Source organism: Salinigranum sp. (assembly GCF_041641895.1).
In the GTDB taxonomy this organism is placed as follows: domain Archaea; phylum Halobacteriota; class Halobacteria; order Halobacteriales; family Haloferacaceae; genus Salinigranum.
Map to the genome: position 1 here is coordinate 17,527 of NZ_JBEPXO010000032.1, position 18,939 is coordinate 36,465.

The 18,939-nt window shown below is 68.3% G+C and carries 27 protein-coding genes and 2 tRNA genes; 19 read left to right on the forward strand and 10 right to left on the reverse strand.

What is annotated here, in order from left to right; genetic code table 11:
- Nucleotides 1-37: 37 nt before the first annotated feature.
- The 5 genes from ACESK5_RS08825 to ACESK5_RS08845 form a co-directional block, all read right to left on the reverse strand.
- A complete protein-coding gene (locus ACESK5_RS08825) occupies nt 38-550 on the reverse strand; it encodes a hypothetical protein (RefSeq protein ID WP_372911190.1) in 513 nt (170 codons plus the stop codon).
- A 201-nt stretch (nt 551-751) separates the two neighbouring features.
- Entirely contained in the window at nt 752-1,474 is a 723-nt protein-coding gene (locus ACESK5_RS08830; RefSeq protein ID WP_372911191.1) for a hypothetical protein, read from the reverse strand.
- Nucleotides 1,475-1,537: 63 nt separating this feature from the next.
- The gene (locus ACESK5_RS08835; RefSeq protein ID WP_372911192.1) at nt 1,538-2,173 is read right to left on the reverse strand and encodes a uracil-DNA glycosylase family protein; all 636 of its coding nucleotides are present in this window, start codon (nt 2,171-2,173) and stop codon (nt 1,538-1,540) included.
- Between the two features lie 304 nt (nt 2,174-2,477).
- Nucleotides 2,478-2,705 (reverse strand): hypothetical protein, encoded by a 228-nt coding sequence (locus ACESK5_RS08840; RefSeq protein ID WP_372911193.1) that lies wholly within the window; start codon nt 2,703-2,705, stop codon nt 2,478-2,480.
- Entirely contained in the window at nt 2,702-3,733 is a 1,032-nt protein-coding gene (locus ACESK5_RS08845) for an Mrp/NBP35 family ATP-binding protein (protein WP_372911194.1), read from the reverse strand. The genes ACESK5_RS08840 and ACESK5_RS08845 overlap by 4 nt, the downstream gene beginning before the upstream one ends.
- A gap of 302 nt (nt 3,734-4,035) precedes the next feature.
- Here ACESK5_RS08845 and moaA point away from each other — a divergent pair, with 302 nt between their 5' ends.
- The 14 genes from moaA (at nt 4,036) to rpsB (ending at nt 11,389) form a co-directional block, all read left to right on the forward strand.
- Nucleotides 4,036-5,028 (forward strand): GTP 3',8-cyclase MoaA, encoded by a 993-nt coding sequence (gene moaA, locus ACESK5_RS08850; RefSeq protein WP_372911195.1) that lies wholly within the window; start codon nt 4,036-4,038, stop codon nt 5,026-5,028.
- A 174-nt stretch (nt 5,029-5,202) separates the two neighbouring features.
- Nucleotides 5,203-5,287: transfer RNA gene (locus ACESK5_RS08855), tRNA-Ser, on the forward strand.
- A gap of 15 nt (nt 5,288-5,302) precedes the next feature.
- Complete coding sequence (locus ACESK5_RS08860) at nt 5,303-5,818, forward strand: 30S ribosomal protein S13 (RefSeq protein ID WP_372911196.1); 516 nt, start codon at nt 5,303-5,305, stop codon at nt 5,816-5,818.
- Complete coding sequence (locus ACESK5_RS08865) at nt 5,815-6,342, forward strand: 30S ribosomal protein S4 (RefSeq protein ID WP_372911197.1); 528 nt, start codon at nt 5,815-5,817, stop codon at nt 6,340-6,342. The genes ACESK5_RS08860 and ACESK5_RS08865 overlap by 4 nt, the downstream gene beginning before the upstream one ends.
- A 4-nt stretch (nt 6,343-6,346) precedes the next feature.
- On the forward strand, nt 6,347-6,736 hold the full coding sequence (locus ACESK5_RS08870; protein WP_372911198.1) for a 30S ribosomal protein S11: 390 nt from the start codon (nt 6,347-6,349) through the stop codon (nt 6,734-6,736).
- A 1-nt stretch (nt 6,737) separates the two neighbouring features.
- Nucleotides 6,738-7,490 (forward strand): DNA-directed RNA polymerase subunit D, encoded by a 753-nt coding sequence (locus ACESK5_RS08875; RefSeq protein ID WP_372911199.1) that lies wholly within the window; start codon nt 6,738-6,740, stop codon nt 7,488-7,490.
- 189 nt (nt 7,491-7,679) lie between these two features.
- Nucleotides 7,680-7,764, forward strand: a tRNA-Leu gene (locus ACESK5_RS08880).
- A gap of 29 nt (nt 7,765-7,793) precedes the next feature.
- Nucleotides 7,794-8,144 (forward strand): 50S ribosomal protein L18e, encoded by a 351-nt coding sequence (locus tag ACESK5_RS08885; protein WP_372911200.1) that lies wholly within the window; start codon nt 7,794-7,796, stop codon nt 8,142-8,144.
- On the forward strand, nt 8,141-8,578 hold the full coding sequence (locus tag ACESK5_RS08890; protein WP_372911201.1) for a 50S ribosomal protein L13: 438 nt from the start codon (nt 8,141-8,143) through the stop codon (nt 8,576-8,578). The genes ACESK5_RS08885 and ACESK5_RS08890 overlap by 4 nt, the downstream gene beginning before the upstream one ends.
- Nucleotides 8,572-8,970, forward strand: a complete 399-nt coding sequence (locus ACESK5_RS08895) for a 30S ribosomal protein S9 (RefSeq protein WP_372911202.1) — start codon at nt 8,572-8,574, stop codon at nt 8,968-8,970. The genes ACESK5_RS08890 and ACESK5_RS08895 overlap by 7 nt, the downstream gene beginning before the upstream one ends.
- An 11-nt stretch (nt 8,971-8,981) precedes the next feature.
- A complete protein-coding gene (locus ACESK5_RS08900; protein WP_372911203.1) occupies nt 8,982-9,173 on the forward strand; it encodes a DNA-directed RNA polymerase subunit N in 192 nt (63 codons plus the stop codon).
- The gene (locus ACESK5_RS08905; RefSeq protein ID WP_372911204.1) at nt 9,170-9,346 is read left to right on the forward strand and encodes a DNA-directed RNA polymerase subunit K; all 177 of its coding nucleotides are present in this window, start codon (nt 9,170-9,172) and stop codon (nt 9,344-9,346) included. The genes ACESK5_RS08900 and ACESK5_RS08905 overlap by 4 nt, the downstream gene beginning before the upstream one ends.
- A gap of 33 nt (nt 9,347-9,379) precedes the next feature.
- Entirely contained in the window at nt 9,380-10,579 is a 1,200-nt protein-coding gene (eno, locus tag ACESK5_RS08910) for a phosphopyruvate hydratase (RefSeq protein WP_372911205.1), read from the forward strand.
- Between the two features lie 3 nt (nt 10,580-10,582).
- Nucleotides 10,583-11,389, forward strand: coding sequence for a 30S ribosomal protein S2 (gene rpsB, locus ACESK5_RS08915; protein WP_372911206.1), 807 nt, complete (start codon nt 10,583-10,585; stop codon nt 11,387-11,389).
- Nucleotides 11,390-11,470: 81 nt separating this feature from the next.
- Here rpsB and ACESK5_RS08920 read toward each other — a convergent pair whose 3' ends face one another.
- Nucleotides 11,471-12,280, reverse strand: coding sequence for a VOC family protein (locus ACESK5_RS08920; RefSeq protein ID WP_372911207.1), 810 nt, complete (start codon nt 12,278-12,280; stop codon nt 11,471-11,473).
- Nucleotides 12,281-12,553: 273 nt separating this feature from the next.
- Between ACESK5_RS08920 and ACESK5_RS08925 the strand changes: the two genes are divergently transcribed.
- Nucleotides 12,554-13,516 (forward strand): zinc-dependent metalloprotease, encoded by a 963-nt coding sequence (locus ACESK5_RS08925; protein ID WP_372911208.1) that lies wholly within the window; start codon nt 12,554-12,556, stop codon nt 13,514-13,516.
- 106 nt (nt 13,517-13,622) lie between these two features.
- On the opposite strand, the gene ACESK5_RS08930 is transcribed toward ACESK5_RS08925, so the two are convergent.
- From ACESK5_RS08930 to ACESK5_RS08940, 3 genes are read right to left on the reverse strand one after another with little or no spacing between them, the layout of a single operon-like run.
- Nucleotides 13,623-13,865, reverse strand: a complete 243-nt coding sequence (locus ACESK5_RS08930; protein WP_372911209.1) for a hypothetical protein — start codon at nt 13,863-13,865, stop codon at nt 13,623-13,625.
- On the reverse strand, nt 13,865-14,272 hold the full coding sequence (locus tag ACESK5_RS08935; protein WP_372911210.1) for a nuclear transport factor 2 family protein: 408 nt from the start codon (nt 14,270-14,272) through the stop codon (nt 13,865-13,867). The genes ACESK5_RS08930 and ACESK5_RS08935 overlap by 1 nt, the downstream gene beginning before the upstream one ends.
- Before the next feature lie 41 nt (nt 14,273-14,313).
- Nucleotides 14,314-14,865: a hypothetical protein gene (locus tag ACESK5_RS08940; protein ID WP_372911211.1), complete on the reverse strand. Its 552-nt coding sequence runs from the start codon at nt 14,863-14,865 to the stop codon at nt 14,314-14,316.
- A 123-nt stretch (nt 14,866-14,988) separates the two neighbouring features.
- Here ACESK5_RS08940 and ACESK5_RS08945 point away from each other — a divergent pair, with 123 nt between their 5' ends.
- Nucleotides 14,989-15,540 (forward strand): hypothetical protein, encoded by a 552-nt coding sequence (locus tag ACESK5_RS08945; protein ID WP_372911212.1) that lies wholly within the window; start codon nt 14,989-14,991, stop codon nt 15,538-15,540.
- 314 nt (nt 15,541-15,854) lie between these two features.
- Complete coding sequence (locus ACESK5_RS08950; RefSeq protein ID WP_372911213.1) at nt 15,855-16,067, forward strand: hypothetical protein; 213 nt, start codon at nt 15,855-15,857, stop codon at nt 16,065-16,067.
- Between the two features lie 5 nt (nt 16,068-16,072).
- On the opposite strand, the gene ACESK5_RS08955 is transcribed toward ACESK5_RS08950, so the two are convergent.
- Nucleotides 16,073-17,359 carry an MFS transporter gene (locus tag ACESK5_RS08955; RefSeq protein ID WP_372911217.1) on the reverse strand — a complete coding sequence of 429 codons (1,287 nt, stop codon included), beginning with the start codon at nt 17,357-17,359 and terminating at the stop codon, nt 16,073-16,075.
- 287 nt (nt 17,360-17,646) lie between these two features.
- On the opposite strand from ACESK5_RS08955, the gene ACESK5_RS08960 reads away from it, so the two are divergent.
- Nucleotides 17,647-17,889, forward strand: a complete 243-nt coding sequence (locus tag ACESK5_RS08960) for a hypothetical protein (RefSeq protein ID WP_372911214.1) — start codon at nt 17,647-17,649, stop codon at nt 17,887-17,889.
- Between the two features lie 151 nt (nt 17,890-18,040).
- On the forward strand, nt 18,041-18,939 hold an 899-nt coding region (locus ACESK5_RS08965), incomplete at its 3' end, for an ornithine cyclodeaminase family protein (protein WP_372911215.1).

Here is an 18,939-nt window from a genome sequence, read left to right on the forward strand (position 1 = left end):
ATTTGAGTCTATGGGCAGACGCGGTCCGACTCGGTCCTCAGTGCTCCTCGCGGCCGCCCGCGCGAGTCGTGACGAGGAGGTCGACGCCGACGAGTCCGGGCACCATCGAGAACGGGACGTCGTCGCCGACCAGGTGGTCGCGCCACGCGGCGAGTCGGTCGGCCGGTTCGTCGGTGTGGGCTTCGACCAGCGCCCGGACGCGGGTCGTCGCTCGCGGCGGTGCCGCGCGCCAGAAGCCGTCCTCGCCGGGGGAGTCGACGGTACCGCCGTCGGACCGCGTCGTCCCGCCTTCCACCTCGACGACGACGCGGTTCACGTCGAGCGCGAGGCCGAGGGCGGCCGACCGGTGTGCGGCCGCGACGCCGAGATAGCTCGCGAGCAGTCCGAGCGCCGGGTCTTCCGGGGACCCTCCTTCGACGGCGAAGTCGAACGCGCCCGCTTCGGCACTCGAGGCGCACTCGTTCACCGCCTCGATTCGCTTCGTGACACGGCGGGTCACCGCTGGTGGCTCGGTAGTCGACGGCTGGTCCGGTGTAGTAGGTGGCGTCATCTGGTTCGCTCCACGGGCGTCGAACGACCGTTCGCCGGGAACGACCGCCGCTCACGTCTATTATTACGAGCGATATTATTTAAAAATAGTAGGTTGCTGACGTTCAATTGTCGTCGTGCACGGACGGTATAATCAGCGGAACGGCCCGGCGGAGTCGGACCCGACGGCGGGCGGGAGGCCACGCCAGTCTCGACCCGCCGTTCAGTCGAGCAGCCCGAACTCGGCGAGGAGCGGTGCCGTCTCCTTCGGAACGACCCGCTCGGCGTCGCGGCGGGCGGCGAGCAACGGGACGACGGTGTCGAGGTCCCCGGGTGTCCGCAGCACCGGTTGCATCGGGAGGAAGTCGACGCCGAGGCCGGCCTCGTCGCCGCGGGCGGCGAGCGTCGCCACCTCGGGCGCGGCGAAGGCGTCGGCGAAGTCGATGGGTTCGGTGAAGGCGGCGTAGAAGACCCGTCCGTCCGGTGCGGGGCCGAGGACGACCGGTGTCGTCCGGAGCTTCATCGCCGCCGAGTCGATGGTCGCGCGGGTCACGAACGGGGCCGTCCCGCGGACGACGGCCACCGAGTCGACCGCCTCCTCACGGAGGAGGTGGGTCGCCGTGTTCCCCGCTCGGGCGGCGTACGACGACCCTACCTGGACCTCGAACCGGACGTCGTCGGGGTCCGAGACGACGGCGGCCGCGAGCGCACGAACCTCCGCCTCGGCCTCGCCCTCGTCGCGCCGGTGCTCCGCCGGGAGGAGTTCCTCGGGCCGGTAGTTGACGAGAAGGTCACCCCCCGACCGTTCGACGGCGACGAACGTGTCTTTCAGCATCGCGGCGTACAGGTCGGCGGCCTCGCTGGCCGTCAGCGGGCCGTCCTCGACGAGTTCGGGGAGTACCAGTCCGGGTCGCGGCGGGTCACAGAGGACGCAGACGACGGTCATATCGGGGAGGTACGGCGGCGTGGCCTTGAACGCGCCGCTTCGGGGTCACGGCTCGGCGACCGGTCACCGACTCCGGCGCCCCTTCGTCTGGCGGTAGTCGCGGGCGAAGACGTTCTCGAGGATGTGGTCGACGAACGCCTCGGTGTCGGCGTCGGTCTGGTCTTCGAGAGATTTCATCGGCACCAGCTCGAAGCCCCTCCCTCTGATGGTCGTCGCGTGTGCCTCCTCGACGTCGAAGCTCTCGGGCGGGCGGGTAGTGTACTCGACGGCGAGGGTCCGGAGCGCGCGCTCGCCGACGGGCACGATGATGTGCGGGTTTATCATCCTGATTTCGGCCGTCAGGAACGGGTCGCAGTTCGTCACCTCCGCGTCGGTGGCGGGTCGGGTGGGGTGCCGACAGCGCGCCAGGTAGGTGAGGAAGACGTTCTGGAGGTCCGGTTCGGTCGCGTCCGGCGGCGAGCGTGAGAAGCCGAGTTCGCCCAGCACCCTCTGGAGTCGTTCCCCCCCGCCGTCGCCTGTGAAGGGGACGCCGGTCCGGTCAGCCGCCTGCGAGGGCGAGTCGCCGACGAAGAGGAACTCGGCGCCCACGTCGCCGTAGCCGTGGACGACCTGCGTCCGTGTCTCTGGCAACGCGTCGCAGTTCGTACACGCTTCGTCCATGTTGAAGGGGTTCCGGAGGCGGTCTTGTTCTGCGTCCACAGTCGATGCAGGAGGCGAACCGGGAAAACCTCGGGGGTCCCGTCGGGAGCGACGGCGTGGCGAGCGAGCGTACGCGCCGGACGGGACGTGGTTCGAGTGTCCCGCGAGGACGGCCGAGTGTGCGGAGACCGCACCACAGACAGTCACGGGCACCACCCCCGGTTCTTCCCGGTCGGCCGACACCGACCGGTGTGGAGTGAAAGTAGAACTGGGTCACTCCGCGGCCACGGCGTTCGAACCGACCACGAACCGCGAGAACGACGTCTGCCGACCGGTGAAAGTGGTCCGGACGTCGCCCGTCCCGTCAGCGGTTCAGCCCGCCTCGCTCCTTCACGTCGAGGATGAAGCGGACGTTCCGGTAGATCTCTTCTGGCGTGGTCTCCTCGTCCGCGTCGTAGAGGTCGCTCACGCGGTAGAGGACGGCGGCGAGTTGCTGGCTCTCGGAGGACTCCCCGCGGACGTCGTCGGCGACGGCTCTGAGGAGTCGCGTCCGTTCGGGGCCCGGTTCGAATCTCCCGTCGGACGAGGTCATCGCGAGACGCGACGGCGGTGGACGACGCCGACGTTGTTGGCGACGTTCTCGGTCATCACCCGGAGAGCGTCGGCCGTCTCGTTGTCCTCGACGAGCACCATCGGCTTCCCGCTGTCGCCGCCCTCCCTGACAGCGGGGTCGAGCGGCACCGACCCCAGGAACGGGAGTTCGTTCTCGTCGGCGAAGGCGCGGCCCCCGCCGGCGCCGAAGACGTCGTGCAAGTTGCCGCAGTCGGGACAGCGGAACCCTGCCATGTTCTCGACGATGCCCAGCACGTTGGTGTCGTGCTTCCCGAACATCCGCAGGCCCTTACGCGCGTCGTCGAGCGCGACTTCCTGGGGGGTAGTGACGATGACCGACCCGGTGAGCGGGAGCGTCTGGAGGATGGTCAACTGGGTGTCGCCGGTCCCCGGCGGGAGGTCCAGCACCATGTAGTCGAGCGTCCCCCACTCGACGTCCTCCACCAGCTGCGTGAGCACCTTGTGGACCATCGGCCCCCGCCAGATGACGGGGTCGTCCTCGCCGACGAGGAAGGCCATGCTCATCAGCTTCATACCGAACTTCTCGGGCGGGATGATGGTCTCCTGCGACGTGGCCTGGGGGTGTTCGTCGGCGTCGACCATCCGCGGCACGTTCGGGCCGTAGACGTCGGCGTCGAAGAGGCCGACGCGGGCGCCGAGCTTCGAGAGTCCCGCGGCGAGGTTGACGGCGATGGTCGACTTCCCGACGCCCCCCTTCCCCGAGGCGACGGCGACGATGTTCTTCACGCCGGGGAGCACCTCGTCGCCGGCGCTACCCGGGAGCTTCGCCGTCAGGTTCGCCTCGAGGCCGGCGTCGGCGAGTACCTCCCGGACCCGACGAGCGATGGCCGACTCCTGTGGGGAGTACGGCGCCCCGAGTGCGAGCGACACGCGGGCGGTGTCGCCGTCCAGTTCGACGGCGTTGACGAGTCCCAGCGAGACGATGTCGTCACCGAGTGCCGGGTCGTCGACCCCGCTCAACAACTCGCGTACCTCCGCTTCGTCCATGCAGTAGCATCCGTCCGTCCGGCGAATAAGGGTTGTGAAGGGGTGAGAACGGGGGCGCGGGGCGAGGCGAGGCGCTCACCACTGCTCGCTCCGGCCGCCACACCGCGGACACTGGTGAGCCTATGGTCACACTGCAGCAGCGGACGGACGGTCGGACGTGACGGCTGAACCGACCCCCGTCGTTATGTCAAAAATGACATTACGAACGGTCACGATTCGCCGTGACGTGTAACGGTAAACGGTTACATCACGCCCCGAACGACCCGGCAAGTTAAGACTCCACACATCCACGATTCTCCCACATGCTCGAGGACGACTTCGGCCGGGAGGTGACAGGGGTCCGGGTCTCGCTGACGGACCGGTGCAACTTCGACTGCGTCTACTGCCACAACGAGGGGCTGGGTGACACGCGCGGCCCGATGGAGCCGGGCGACAACGAGATGTCGACCGACGACGTCGTGCGGTTCCTCGAAGTCGTCGAGGAGTACGACGTCCGCAAGGTGAAGTTCACGGGTGGCGAACCCATGCTCCGGCAGGACCTCGAGGAGATCATCCGCCGGACCCCCGACTCGATGGAGACATCGCTCACCACGAACGGGACCTTCCTGCCCGGTCGGGCCGAGGCGCTGAAGGAGGCGGGCCTCGCGCGGGTCAACGTCTCACAGGACGCGCTCGACCCCGAGGCGTTCGCCGAAATCACGAAGTCCGGCGCGTACGACAAGGTGATGGAGGGCGTCCAGGCCGCCGTCGACGCCGGCCTCACCCCGGTGAAGCTGAACATGGTCGTCTTCGAGCACACCGCGGGCTACGTCGAGGAGATGGTCGACCACGTCGCCGAGAACGAGGGGCTCCAGCTCCAGCTCATCGAGTACATGCCGGAGCTCACGGGGAAACCCGAGTGGAACATCGACATCGACCGCGTCCACAACTGGCTCTCGGACATCGCCGACCGGGTCGAGCGACGCGAGATGCACGGCCGCCGTCGGTACTTCGTCGGCGAGGGGATGGTCGAAATCGTCGACCCCGTCGAGAACGAGTCGTTCTGCGCGAACTGCCACCGCGTGCGCGTCACGCACGAGGGGTACCTCAAAGGGTGTCTCAACCGCAACGACGACCTGCGGCCGATGGGTGAGATGACTCGTGCGGAGATTCGCGAGGCGTTCGAGGCCACCGTCGCGAGCCGCGTCCCCTACTACGGCGAGTACCTCGTCAAGGACGACGACGGCGAGTGGGTCGTCAACGACGAGTACCTCGGCGTCGACCTCGACCCCGACCCGGTCCCGGCGGACGACTGACCGCCACCCCGACGGCCGACCCGGTCACTTCGGGGACGGGCGGCCGTGTCGACGTGCTACACGCGGACGGTCCTTTCGTGACGTTTAAGTACACTCTCCCAGTTGTATCGACTGCAAACACTGTAGGGGCACCGGGTCCCGAGTCCGCCACGGGCGACAGTGAATCAGAAGCGGGTTGCGGTAGCCAAGCCTGGCCCAAGGCGCAGGGTTGCTAACTCTGTGGCGTCAAGCCTCCGGGGTTCGAATCCCCGCCGCAACGCTCACCAAATTAGTCATGAGTGCAGAAGAACCACAGGACGACTCTGCCGAAGACGACGACCTTCGGTACTTCGTCAGAATCGGTCAGACCGACCTCGACGGGACGAAGAGCGTCGAGCGGAGTCTGTCCGACATGAACGGAATCGGCAAGCGTACAGCGCGCGTCGTCGCCGACGCGGCCGGCGTCGATCGAATGGCGACCTTCGGCCGACTCGACGACGACGACATCGAAGCCGTGGTCGAGGTGGTCGAGAACCTCGAAGAGCACATCCCGTCGTGGATGGCGAACCGCCAGCGCGACTTCTTCAGCGGGGAGACGAGCCACATCGTCGGTTCGGACCTCGGTCAGAAGCGCACCCACGACATCAACCGGATGAAGATGATCAACTGCTACAAGGGTGTGCGCCACAAGCGCGGCCAGAAGGTCCGCGGACAGCGTACCAAGTCCACCGGTCGCTCCGAGGGCACCATCGGTGTCAACGTCGAGGCGATCAAGGAGGACATGGCCGAAGAGGGCGGTGACGACGAATGACGACCGGCAAGAACACCAAGTTCTACGAGACGCCGAACCACCCCTTCCAGGGCGAGCGCATCGCGAGCGAGGCGGGCTTGCTCGGCGACTACGGCCTGAAGAACAAAGAGGAACTCTGGCGCGCCCAGTCGCAGCTTCGTGACATCCGTCGCGAGGCCCGTCGCCTCCTCGGCGAGGCGCAGGGTGACGTCGAGGCCGCCGAGACGGCCGGTGCGGACTTCCTGAACCGGCTCCGCCGACTGGGCATCCTCTCCGAAGAGGACGACATCTCCCAGGTGCTCGGCCTGGACGTCACGGACCTGCTCGAACGCCGCCTCCAGACCATCGTCTACCGGAAGGGGCTGGCGAACACGCCCCAGCAGGCGCGTCAGTTCGTGACCCACGGCCACATCACGGTCGACGGTGCCCGCGTCACGGTCCCGTCCCGGAAGGTCGAGGTCGACGAGGCCCCCCTCGTCGCCTTCGACGCGAACAGTCCGCTCGACGACGACCTCCACCCGGCACGGGCGGAGGCACAGGAGTAACATCATGAGTGAAGGAGAAGGAGACCGCTGGGGTATCGCCCACATCCACGCGTCGTTCAACAACACGCTGATGACCGTCACCGACCAGACCGGCGCCGAGACCGTCGCGAAGTCCTCGGGCGGGTCGGTCGTGAAGCAGAACCGCGACGAGGCGTCGCCGTACGCCGCGATGCAGATGGCCGACGCCATCGCCGAGGAAGTGAAGGCGGCGGGCATCACGAAGCTCCACGTCCGCATCCGCGGCCCCGGTGGCAACCGGACGAAGTCGCCGGGTCCCGGTGCGCAGGCGGCCATCCGCGCGCTCGCCCGTGCCGGCATCGAGATCGGTCGCATCGAGGACGTCACGCCGCTGCCGCACGACGGCACCCGAGCGCCCAAGAACCGACGGTTCTAAGATGACAGGACAGTTCGAAGTCGAGTTCATCGAACGCTCCGACCGGAAGGCGCGCTTCGTCGCGCGCGGGCTGACGCCGGCGTTCGCCAACGGGATCCGTCGAGCGATGATCGCCGACGTCCCGACGTTCTCCATCGACGACGTGCGGTTCGTGGAGAACTCCTCGGTGATGTTCGACGAGATGATCGGGCTCCGTCTCGGCCTCGTGCCGCTGACGACGCCGCTCGACGACTTCGAGGTCGGTGACGTCGTCACCCTGGCGCTCGACGTCGAAGGGCCCGCGACGGCGTACTCCGGCGACGTCCGGACGTCGGAACCGCTCGTCGAACCCGCCGACGAGAACGTCCCCATCATCGAACTCAAAGAGGGCCAGCGGCTCGAACTCGAGGCCGACGCCGTCCTGGAGACGGGGAAGACCCACGCCAAGCAGCAAGGCGGCGTGGCCGTCGGCTACCGCCACCTCCAGCGCGTGGAGGTGCTCGGCGACGACCCCGAGGCCGAGTTCGACGAACAGGAGTCGAACATCCTGCGCGGCGTCATCGAGGAGGACGGCGAACTCGTCCCCACCGAGGCGTTCGACAACGACCTCACGAACCGGTACCCCGGTAAGGAGGTCGAAGTCCACGACGTCCCCGGCGCGTTCGTCTTCCACGTCGAGACGGACGGGTCGTTCTCCGTCGAGGAGCTAGTGACCCGCGCCGTCGACTCCATCGAAGCGCGCGCGGCCGAACTCGAAGAGAAAGTCGCAATCTAACCACCGAACGAGAACCGATGCGCCCCCGAAACCACATCCCCACGACGGCTCGCTCGCCCGCCTGGCCAGCAGAGCGGCCGCGCTCGACGCTCGTCTCCGAGAGCGCGAGCGGAGGGACACCGGTACCGCTACCGGTACCAGTACCAATCGAAAGCGGTTTCAAGGGGCACGCAGTAGCGGAGTATGCACGCAGGGATAGCCAAGTCTGGCCAACGGCGCAGCGTTCAGGGCGCTGTCCCATAGGGGTCCGCAGGTTCAAATCCTGCTCCCTGCATCCTCCGATTTCTCTCCCGATTACAGACCATGAGTAAGACGAATCCGAGACTCGCAAGTCTCATCGCCGAGCTGAAGGCGGTCTCGCGCGACTCCGGCGCCAACGTCTGGGCCGACGTCGCAGACCGCTTAGAGAAGCCACGGCGCACCCACGCAGAGGTCAACCTCGGACGCATCGAACGGTACGCCCGCGAGGACGAGACCGTCGTCGTCCCCGGCAAGGTGCTGGGCAGTGGTGTGCTGCAGAAGAACGTCACCGTCGCCGCCGTCGACTTCTCGTCGACCGCTCGCACGAAAATCGAGCAGGTCGGCGACGCCGTGACGCTGGAACAGATAGCCGAACAGAACCCCGACGGGTCGAACGTACGGGTGATTCGATGAGCGTGGCCGAGTTCGACGCGGACGTCGTCGTCGACGCCCGCGACTGTATCCTCGGTCGCGTCGCCAGCGAGGTGGCGCAGAAGGCGCTCGCCGGCGAGTCGGTCGCCATCGTCAACGCCGAGGACGCGGTCATCACCGGCTCCGAAGAGGACGTCATGAGCGTCTACCGCAAGCGCGTCGACGTCGGTTCGGACCGGGGCCCGTACTACCCCAAGCGTCCCGACCGCCTCTTCAAGCGCGCCGTCCGCGGCATGCTCCCGTACAAGAAGCCGCGCGGGCGCGAGGCGCTCGAACGCGTCCGCGTCTACGTCGGTAACCCGTACGACGAGGACGGCGAAGTGCTCAAGGGTACGTCGCTGGACCGCCTGTCGAACATCAAGTTCATCTCGCTCGGCGACGTGAGCGAGAAGCTGGGAGCGAACGTCACATGGTAACCAACACGTCTGGTAAGAAGAAGACGGCCGTCGCCCGCGCCACCGTGCGCGACGGCGAGGGTCGCGTGCGCATCAACTCCCGACCGGTCGAACTGGTCGAGCCGGAGATGGCCCGCCTGAAGATGCTGGAGCCGTTCCGCATCGCCGGCGAGGACCTCCGCTCGCAGGTCGACCTCGACATCTCGGTGTCGGGAGGGGGCGTCAGCGGACAGGCCGACGCCGTCCGCACCGCCATCGCGCGCGGTATCGTCCAGCACCTCAACGACGCCGAACTCCGCGACGCGTTCATGGAGTTCGACCGGTCGCTGCTGGTGAACGACGTCCGCCAGTCCGAGCCCAAGAAGTGGGGCGGACCCGGTGCGAGAGCACGCTACCAGAAGTCCTACCGCTAGGTGACCGAACCATGATGATTCCCGTCCGGTGTTTCACGTGCGGCAACGTCGTGGGTGAACACTGGGACGACTTCACGCGGCGGACGGAGGCGGGCGAGGACCCCGCCGAGGTCCTCGACGACCTCGGGGTCACCCGTCACTGCTGCCGTCGGATGATCGTCTCGCACAAGGACCTCGTCGACGTGGTCGCTCCCTACCAATGAAACAGCGCTACAACCGATACGAGAAGGCACGCATCCTGGGTGCGCGGGCCCTGCAGGTGTCGTACGGCGCACCGGTGCTCATCGACTCCGACCAGTCCGAGCCCATCCTCATCGCCGCCGAGGAGTACGACGCGGGCGTGCTTCCCTTCACGGTCAAACGGGAGGGGAACTAACATGTCGCTGCCCGTCGCAGGTGGAGGTGACGCATGACGCTCATCAGCTCTGTCTCGCTCCGCCGTGTGCTCGACTCGCGTGGGAACCCGACCGTCGAGGCCGACGTCCTCACCGACTCCGGTGGATTCGGCCGTGCCGCCGCCCCCTCCGGGGCGAGTACCGGCGAGTACGAGGCCATCGAGCTTCCCCCGTCGGAGGCCATCGCGGCCGCCCGCAGGCTGGCGATTCCGCGCCTCGAAGGCGAGGTGTACGCCAGCGACCAGCGCGCCGTCGACACGACGCTCCGCGCCGCCGATGGGACGGAGAACTTCTCCGAAATCGGCGCCAACGCCGCCGTCGCCATCTCGATGGCGGCCGCGAAGGCCGGTGCCGACACCGTCGGGCTGCCGCTGTACCAGCATCTCGGGGGCGCGTTCCGCGGCGACAACTTCCCTATCCCCCTCGGCAACGTCGTCGGTGGTGGCGAACACGCGAAGGAGGCGACCCACATCCAGGAGTACCTCGCCGCACCCGTCGGCGCACCGTCCGTCGCCGAAGCGGTGTTCGCCAACGCGAAGGTCCACGGCCGCGCCTCGGACCTCCTCGACGAGCGGGGTATCCCCGCTGCCAAGGGGGACGAGGGTGCGTGGGCACCCCCTATCTCGGACGCGGAGGCGTTCGAGGTGATGGAGGAGGCGGTGAACGACGTCGCCGACGACCTCGGCTTCGAGATCAAGTTCGGTCTCGACGTCGCCGCCTCCGAGTTGCACACGGACGAGGGGTACGACTTCGGTGACGAGGTCAAGTCGACCGAGGAGATGATCACCTACATCGCCGAGATGGTCGACGAGTACGACCTCGCGTACGTCGAGGACCCCCTCGACGAGAACGACTACGAGGGCTTCGCCGAACTCACAGCGCGAGTCGGCGACCGGACGCTCGTCTGCGGCGACGACCTGTTCGTGACGAACACGTCGCGCCTCCAGGATGGCATCGACGCCGGGGCCGGAAACTCCATCCTCATCAAACCGAACCAAATCGGTTCGCTCACGGACGCGTTCGACGCCATCGAACTCGCGACCGAGAACGGCTACGACTCGGTCATCTCCCACCGCTCGGGCGAGACCGAAGACACCACCATCGCACACCTCGCCGTCGCCACCGACGCGCCGTTCATCAAGACCGGCACGGTGCAGGGCGAGCGAACCGCCAAACTGAACGAACTCATCAGAATCGCGGACGACGCAGTATAACGAATGAGCGACAACGACAACGACGTGGTCGAGGTCGTCGACGACGAGGAGGCCACCGAGGCCCCCGACGTCGAGGCCGAGGCCGAACACGACACCGAAGCACCCGCCGACGCCCCCGAGACGGAGGCCGAGGCCGAAGAGACAGCCGCGGCCGACGAGGCCGCCCCGGCGACCGAGGAGGAGGCCGAAGCGGACGAGCCGACCTTCGACGAGGACGTCATGCCGGACGAGGAGGCGGACCTCCTCATCCCGGTCGAGGACTACCTCTCTGCGGGTGTCCACATCGGTACCCAGCAGAAGACGAAGGACATGGAGCGGTTCATCCACCGCGTCCGCGACGACGGCCTCTACGTCCTCGACGTGAGCCAGACCGACTCCCGGATTCGAACGGCCGCGGACTTCCTCGCGAACTACGCGCCCGAGCAGATTCTGGTCACCTCCTCGCGGCAGTACGGGCGGTTCCCGGCGAAGAAGTTCGCCGACGCCGTCGGAGCGAGAGCGAGAACGGGCCGGTTCATCCCGGGGACGCTGACGAACCCCGACTACGCCGGCTACATCGAACCGGACGTCGTCGTGGTGACCGACCCCATCGGCGACGCCCAGGCCGTCAAGGAGGCCATCACCGTCGGTATCCCGGTCATCGCGATGTGTGACTCGAACAACCAGACGTCGAACGTCGACCTCGTCGTCCCGACGAACAACAAGGGTCGACGCGCGCTGAGCGTCGTCTACTGGCTACTCGCCAACGAGACGCTCGACCGCCGCGGCACCGACCAGGTGTACGCCCTCGACGAGTTCGAGGAAGTCTGAGTTTTTCCAACGACACGTTTCCGTTCGCGCCGCCGTTTCGGTTCCCCGCTCGAACAGTGACACGGCTCCGGCACGTTCAGTTCACTCGACGACGCCGACGCGCCCCCGGAGGAGGTCGTGGTCGAACCACGCCAGGCGACGGTCGCCCCACCCGACGGTCGGGGTGAGTTCGTACGCTGTGCGCGCCTCGCTGATGTCGGCGGTCCCGAGCAGGACGGCGACGGGACGTTCGCCGATACGGTCGAGGCGCGCGTCGTCACCGGGGACGAACGCGACGGGCGCGCTCGGGACCACCGCCGCGTCACCGTCGACGGCGTCGGTGTCGATGGTGACCGGTGCAGCGGTCCGGTACCGACGGTCGAAGAGGGTGGCCGCGTCACTCCCGCGGACGGCGAGAACCACCGTGTCGACCCCGGTGAGCGCCGTCACGCCCTCGGTCGCCGAGACGCGCCACTTGCGCGGCGTGCGGTCGGCGATGGGGAACGGGAGGAGCCACCGGTCGTCGGCGTCGGTCCGCTCGAACACCTGGTCCCACTCGACGCGACGGCCGTCGGGACGGTCACGGCCGCCGTGAATCGGGCCCTCGATGCAGAACCCGGCGTCGATCGCACGCTTGGCCTCGCGGACGACGTCGTCGACGCGGACGCACCACGCGGCCGGCCCCGCCCGCGCGGCGAGCGCCTCGGGCCAGAAGCCGGCCGCCTCCGGGTCGGTCCCCGCGGTGGGGGCGATGTACTCGAGGTACGACCCGTCCGCGAACCCGGTCAGCGCCATGTGGGTCGTTCCGTCGGCGTGCGTCCCGCCGTGGTCGAACGGGAGGCCGACGTGGTCGAGTGCGTCACGGATCGGCCCGAGGTCGTCCCACGCGAAGGCGACGTGGTCAAGGTGCATGGCGAGGTGGTGAACGCCGGTGGAGAAAAAGACACGCGCCTCCGGGCCGATCGTCGACAGAGACCACGGCCTCCTCCCCTCCTGCCGGGACGTCTCCGAGACGCGTTCGAGACGCGTTCGAGGCGACACTCCCGGCGAGTCGGGCCGCCTCCGGATTGACCCCGGGCGAACCGCTCCCGTTCGGTCGGACTGGGACGATCGGCAGTGGGTCCGAACGACCCGCGTCCCCGACCGGTCCGAAGGGTTTTGTCGATCCCTCACCCACGGTGTGGTATGAATCTGTACCGGAGCGTCCGGGCCGTCGCCGAGTCGACCGGCGACGGTTCCGGCGCAATCGACTGGGACGCGGTCGCCGAAGCGGCACAGGCGTCCGTCGACCCGGGGTCGCTCGCGCTGTCGGCAGCAGAGCAGGAGGGGTACGCCGCCGACGTGCGAGACGCCCGGACGCGACTCCGCTCGGTCGGCGACGTCGAGTTCGACGTCCCGCCGACCATCGAGATACAGAACCGCCACCACTGGATCGACGCCAACATCCGGACGTTCGAGCGGGTGATGCGCCCCATCGAGGAGCACGGGACGACGGTCCTCCCCGGCGTGACCCGCGTCGTCAACACGGGGACGATGGCGTTCGTCCTCTCGTTCCTCGCGAAGCACGTCCTCGGGCAGTACGACCCCCTCCTCCTCGCCGACGGCGACGAGGACCACGGCCTCTACTTCGTCCACCCGAACATCGTCCGGGTCGCCGAGGTGCTGGACGTCGAGTACCCGCGGTTCCGCCGGTGGATTGCCTTCCACGAGGTGGCGCACGCCGCCGAGTTCGGCGCCGCACCGTGGCTCCCCGAGCACCTCGAGAGTCGGATGGAACGCGGCCTCGACGCGCTCGCCGCGGGTGACCTCGACCGAGAGGCGTTCTCGGACCTCGACGTGGCGATGACCGCCGTCGAGGGGTACGCCGAACTCCTGATGGACCGCGCGTTCGACGACGAGTACGCCGACCTCCGCGAGAAACTCGACGCCCGGCGACAAGGCGGCGGTCCGTTCGCTCGACTGGTCCGGCGCCTCCTCGGACTCGGTCTCAAGCGCAGACAGTACGAGCGCGGGGCCCGGTTCTTCCGCGTGGTCGCGGACGACCGTGGCGTCGCCGCCGCCAGTCGGGTGTGGGACCGCCCCGAGAATCTCCCGACCAGTGCCGAACTCGACGACCCCTCGCGGTGGATTCGTCGCGTCGACCCCTGACCCTTTGTCGCGTCGGCGGTACCGCCCCGGTGACTCTGCCGTCTCACCGTTCTCGTGGCGCTCCCCGCTCGTCGAGTGCGACCGGCGCTCGCCGTCCCCGGACGGCTCAGCGACGAGGGCGCCGTCGGTTGGTCTCGCTGCGGAACTGCGCCGACCACCGGCGGAGCCAGACGAGCAGGAGGGCGCCGAGAACGAGCGCTCCGGCGACGGCGGCGCCGACCTGCAACAGTGTGGCACCGGTCTGCGTGGCGACCAGACCGCCGGAGATGCCGACGAGGACGACGAAGCCGATTTGAAGCCGGGTGCTCGCGGACTGTCGCTCGTCGTCCGTGATGCTCGGACCGACCATTATGCGGGGTCCGGTTCGGGGTGGTGTGGGGCGGAGACGTGCATCGAGGCGAACACCCACTCGCGGGCGTCGCCGGAGCCGCGCGGTTCGAGGACGCCGCTCCACCGGGTCTCGAAGTCGTACGACCTCTCCCGCCGTCTGTCGCGCCACGAGAGGTCCACCCGGTCGGTGAACCACCCTGGTTCGCCCCGCTTCGGTGCTTCGACGCGGAGGTCCCGGCTCTCGACGGACCACGCCTCCGTCGTTCGGGACTGCTCTCGGAGGGCTTCGGCCACCTCGTCGAACCCGACGGTCCGCGAGAACACACCCACCTTGACGACGTCCGGTCGCTCCGCGAAGTACGCTTCCAGCGGCTCACCCCGCCGGAGTGCCTCGTAGTAGTCGAGGACGGTCTCCCGAGCACTCATACGCGTCGGGAGGGGGCGGAAGGATTTGAAACCGGGGGGCGTCACGCGAACCCGCGCCCGATGTCGTCGTCGTCGATGAGGTCTTCGAGTTCGGCCTCGAGCAGTTCCTCGCTCTCCTCGAACGTCGACGAGAGGTCGTTGAGGCGGTCCGGGCGGCCGGTGAACTCGTACTCCATCGGCCCGAACGCCGGGCTCTCGATGGCCTCCATGAGGTCCTCGAAGAAGTCCTCCGGCGATGTCGGCGCCTCGCTGTGAACCCGGAGCGTCTCCTGCAGTCGGGTGCTCATCGTCTTCGCGTGGTCCTCGTCCTCCGGGGGGCGCTGGACGGCGAACCGGCCGTGGTCCTCGCTCGACGGGAGCAGCGGTTCGATGTCGCCGTCGACCTTCCGGGCGACTCGCGCGCCGACGCCCTTCAGTTCGTACGGGTTCTTCGCGTACGTCTTGAGGTGGTAGACTCCCTGTTTCGGGTGACCGAAGTAGAGGTCCTCGCCTACGCCCTCGCGCCGCTGGCCGGCGACGGCACGCCACCCCGAGGGATCGGCCGACTCCGACGAGACGTCGGCGAGGATGTCCTTCCAATCTCGGACGCGCATGAGTAGGGGTAGCGATAGCACACACGTTAGCGTGTCGGTGTGTCCGCCCGCTGTCGAGGCGCCAGCATCAACGCCGAGAACGACGGGGAGAGATTCATATCGGTCGGTGAGAACGTGTCTCGCATGCCAGACATCTCGGTCACGGACGACCAGCGCGAGCGCCTCGGGCGGGTCCAGGCGCACCTCGCCGAGGACGTCGCCTACGGCCACATCAGGCCGCGTGACGCCCTCGAGTTCCTGCTCGACCGGTTCGAGGCCGCGTCGGCCCTGGAGTCGACGGCCTCGGCGCCGCCGGCCGACGAGACGGACGAGGACGCGGACGACGCCGAGGCGGAGTTCGTGGTCCGCAACGGTGGGGCGACGACGGCAAGTGTAGCCGGAGGAACCGCCGACGAACGGGACGACGCGGCAGATCCGACGGGGACACCGTCGGCGTCTGGGTCGACCGACGCCGACGATGCAGCGACGGGTGCCGAGTCGGCGGACGACGCGGGGACGGGTGACGAGGACGCACGGCTGAACTCGGTGATGAGTCTGCTCGACGACCACGACGACGTGTGGCGCGAGGCCGACGGCGGAGACGCGAAGTACGAGGTCGACCTGCCCGACGGCGAGACCGAGCGCGCACGGACGAAAGACGACGTCCGGGCGGTCCTGTTCAAGCACTACCGGTGAGTCCCGTGACCGACAGCGGACCGGACCGACCTCGGGTGTCGCCGCGGAGGTGAGGAGCCATCGAACCCGACAGTGACACACCGGAGGACGGAGACGCCGACGCCGATGCCGGAGCCGGCGGCTTCGTGTGGGGGGGTGCGGTCGACGCGGCGCACGCTCGGAGCCGTGACGCCGACACCTCTTCGGCCTCACACTCGCCCTCGTCTCCGTCGGCACCGGCGTCCGCGTCGGCGCCAGCATCGACGTCGGACGCCACGACGGCGCGAGCCACGCGTCCCACGCACGACTCCGGTGGGTTCGAGTGGTGTCGACCGGTGGCGGGCGACCCCACCGGGACGGGCCCGGACCTCCGACTCGACCCGGCGCTCGCGACGGAGACGCGACTCGACGGGACAGCCGACGACGCCGTCGCGCTCCTCACCGCCCTCCAGCGCGACCCGACGTACGGCCGGTGGCGGCGAGCGGAGGCGGAACTCGACGGCCGGCAGGACGAGAGCGGGGACGGGGGAGAGGACGAGGACGAGTAGACGCGTCAGCGACGGAGGAGGGTGAGTCCGAGTCCGGACGCGACGACGGCGATGCCGGCGAGGACGACGAACAGTTCGGCCGGGGCGGCGTACGTGAGTACGACGCCCGCCACCGTCCCGCCGAGCGCGCCGACGCCGAAGACTCCGAGGTAGGTGTAGCCGTAGGAGAGACCACGCGCGTTCGCCGGGGTGTACTCCGCGACGGTCGCCTGGTAGAACGGCTGGACGAAGAAGAGGAAGAAGCCGATGACGGCGCCGAGGACGACGAGCGGGAGGATACCCACGGCGGCGACGGGGAGGAAGACGACGGCGAGGAGCGCCAGGGAGCCGAAGCCGACGACGATTCCCTTCTCGACTTCGATTCGGTCCGAGAGCTTCCCGCCGGCGTACTGTCCGAAGACGCCGACGACGAGGAGGCCGGCGTAGAAGTACCGTTCGGGACGGACGAGCTGGGAGCCCCCACCGATGGCGCGGGCGACGTCGGCCGGCAGGATGGCCGACAGGGGGAACGGCTCGAAGCCGGGAACCGACTCGAGGACGCCGGGGAGGAAGGTCAGGAACCCCCGGTAGTAGAGACCGGAGCAGAGCGCCACGACGAAGACGAGGACGAAGCCGCCGGTGAACAGTCGCAGCGACTCCGAGCGGAACTCCGCGAGCGAGTCGACTCCCGTCGCGGCCTTCGACCCGCCGTCGGCGGCCGCGTCATCGGACGAATCGGCGTCGGGAGGTCCGCCGGCGTCCGCGCTGGCGGCGACAGCGGCCGTCTCGTCGAACTCCGCGCGCGAGGCGTACAGCCCCGCGACGAGCGCGGGAACGGCGAGGAGCGCCGCGACGAGCGTCCAGTCGAAGAACAGGAGGAGCAGGGTCGTCGCGAGGGGACCGCCACCCTGGCCGACGTTCCCGGCGATGCCGTGATAGGCGAAGCCCGTCCCGCGCTCCTCGACGCCCTTCGACAACAGGGCGAGGCCGGCGGGGTGGTAGACCGACGCCGCGAGGCCCCAGACGAGGAGCGCGACTGTCACGGCGACGAGTCCGGGAGCGACCGCGAGCAGGAGGAACGACGCGCCCATGCCGAAGAGGCAGGCACGGATGAGTCGTCGAGAGCCGACCCGATCGACGAGGACGCCACTGGGGAGTGCCCCCGCACCGAACAGTCCGTAGCCGGCCGTGACGACGACACCGAGCGTCGCCGTCGTGACGCCGACCCGCGTGAAGCCGAGGTCGACCGCCGAGAACTCGACGAGCCAGATGGAGACGAAGATCGGAATCGACAGCTCGTAGGTGTGGACCATCCCGTGAGCGAGACTCACCAATGCGACGATGGAGCGGTCGTTCCGGTTCACGTCTGAGTCCAGAGCGTCGGCAGATTTACCGCTTCGGGTCGCCGCGAGCAGTAACAGGTTCCGTACCTATCACTGCCGGAGGATAGTATTCAGTCGTCGAAAGACGGGAGTACGACGGACCCTCGCGTGATTATATTTTCATAACTTATGAAAATCTAACCCAGTAAATACATGAGAGTCATGCGTGGTACATGCCAAAGAATTATATGGGGTGCGGGCATAGTACTGGTTGTATTATGACTGGATATTACGACTACGTGCTCGGTCTCATTCCGCTAACCCTCCTCGGACTCACGGCCATCCTGGTCGTCGTGGGTCTGGAACTGATGATGGCCGTCCCGCTCGGCGCCGGCGTGTCGAGCCTCGTCGTCGGTCACGCGCTGTTCGTCAACGGACCGGTCGACCCGGCCGAGAGTATCCCGCAGCCGACGCCGGTAGAGCCCACCGAGGCTGCCGCCGCGCTCCCCGAGCAGGCCTGAAACCAGTCTCCAGGCCGGCGCTTCTCTCTCACTCTCTCCTCTCCTCCTTTCCCTCCTCGCTCTCTCGCTCGCTCTGTTCTCTCCGACGACCACACTGACGAGCAACCGCTCATCCCCCACGGTTTTGCCGCTCGGTCCCCTCTCGACGGACATGACCGAGACGCTGTTCCTCTCGAGCGACGACCTGGCCGGACTCGTGACGCCCGACGAGTACGTCGACGCGGTCCGCGAAGGGTTCCGCCAGCGCGGAGAGGGGGCGCCGGCGGAACCCCGGACGAAACTTCTCAACGACGACCCGCCGGGGATGCTCACGACGTACGGGGCGGTACTCCCCGAAACGGGTGCGATGGGCGGCTACATGTACAGCGCCGGCTTCGGTGCGCGCGACGCGTGGTTCGTCACGCCGCTGTTCGACGCCGACTCCGGGGAACTGCTCGCCGTCCTCGACGGGGCGCACATGAACCCGTACAAGACGGGCGCCGCCGGGGCCGTCGGCGCGGACGCGCTCGCTCGCGAGGACGCCACCTCCGTCGCACTCATCGGGAGCGGCGCACAGGCGCGCGGTCAGCTCCGTGCGCTCGCGACCGTTCGCCAGCTCGACACCGCGTGGGTCTACTCGCCGACGAAGGAGCACAGAGAGAAGTTCGCGGGGGAGATGGACCGCGAACTCGACGCGAGCGTCGCCGCAGTCGCCTCTTCGTCGGCGGCCATCGAAGGCGCCGACATCGTCGTCACGGCGACCACTGCCAGCGAGCCAGTGTTCGACGGCGACGAACTCGAACCGGGCACGCACGTCACGGCGATGGGACAGTACCACCCCGAGAAGCGCGAACTCGACGCGACGACCATCGAGCGGGCGACGTACGTGCCCGACCTCCGGGAGCGAGCGACCACCGACGCCGGGTCGTTCCTCCTCGCGATGGAGGAGGGCGTCGTCGACGAGTCACACATCCACGCCGAACTGGGCGAAGTCGTCGCGGGCGCCGCCGAGGGGCGCACCACGGCGGAGGAGATAACGGTGTTCGACTCGGGCGGGACGGCCATCGAGAC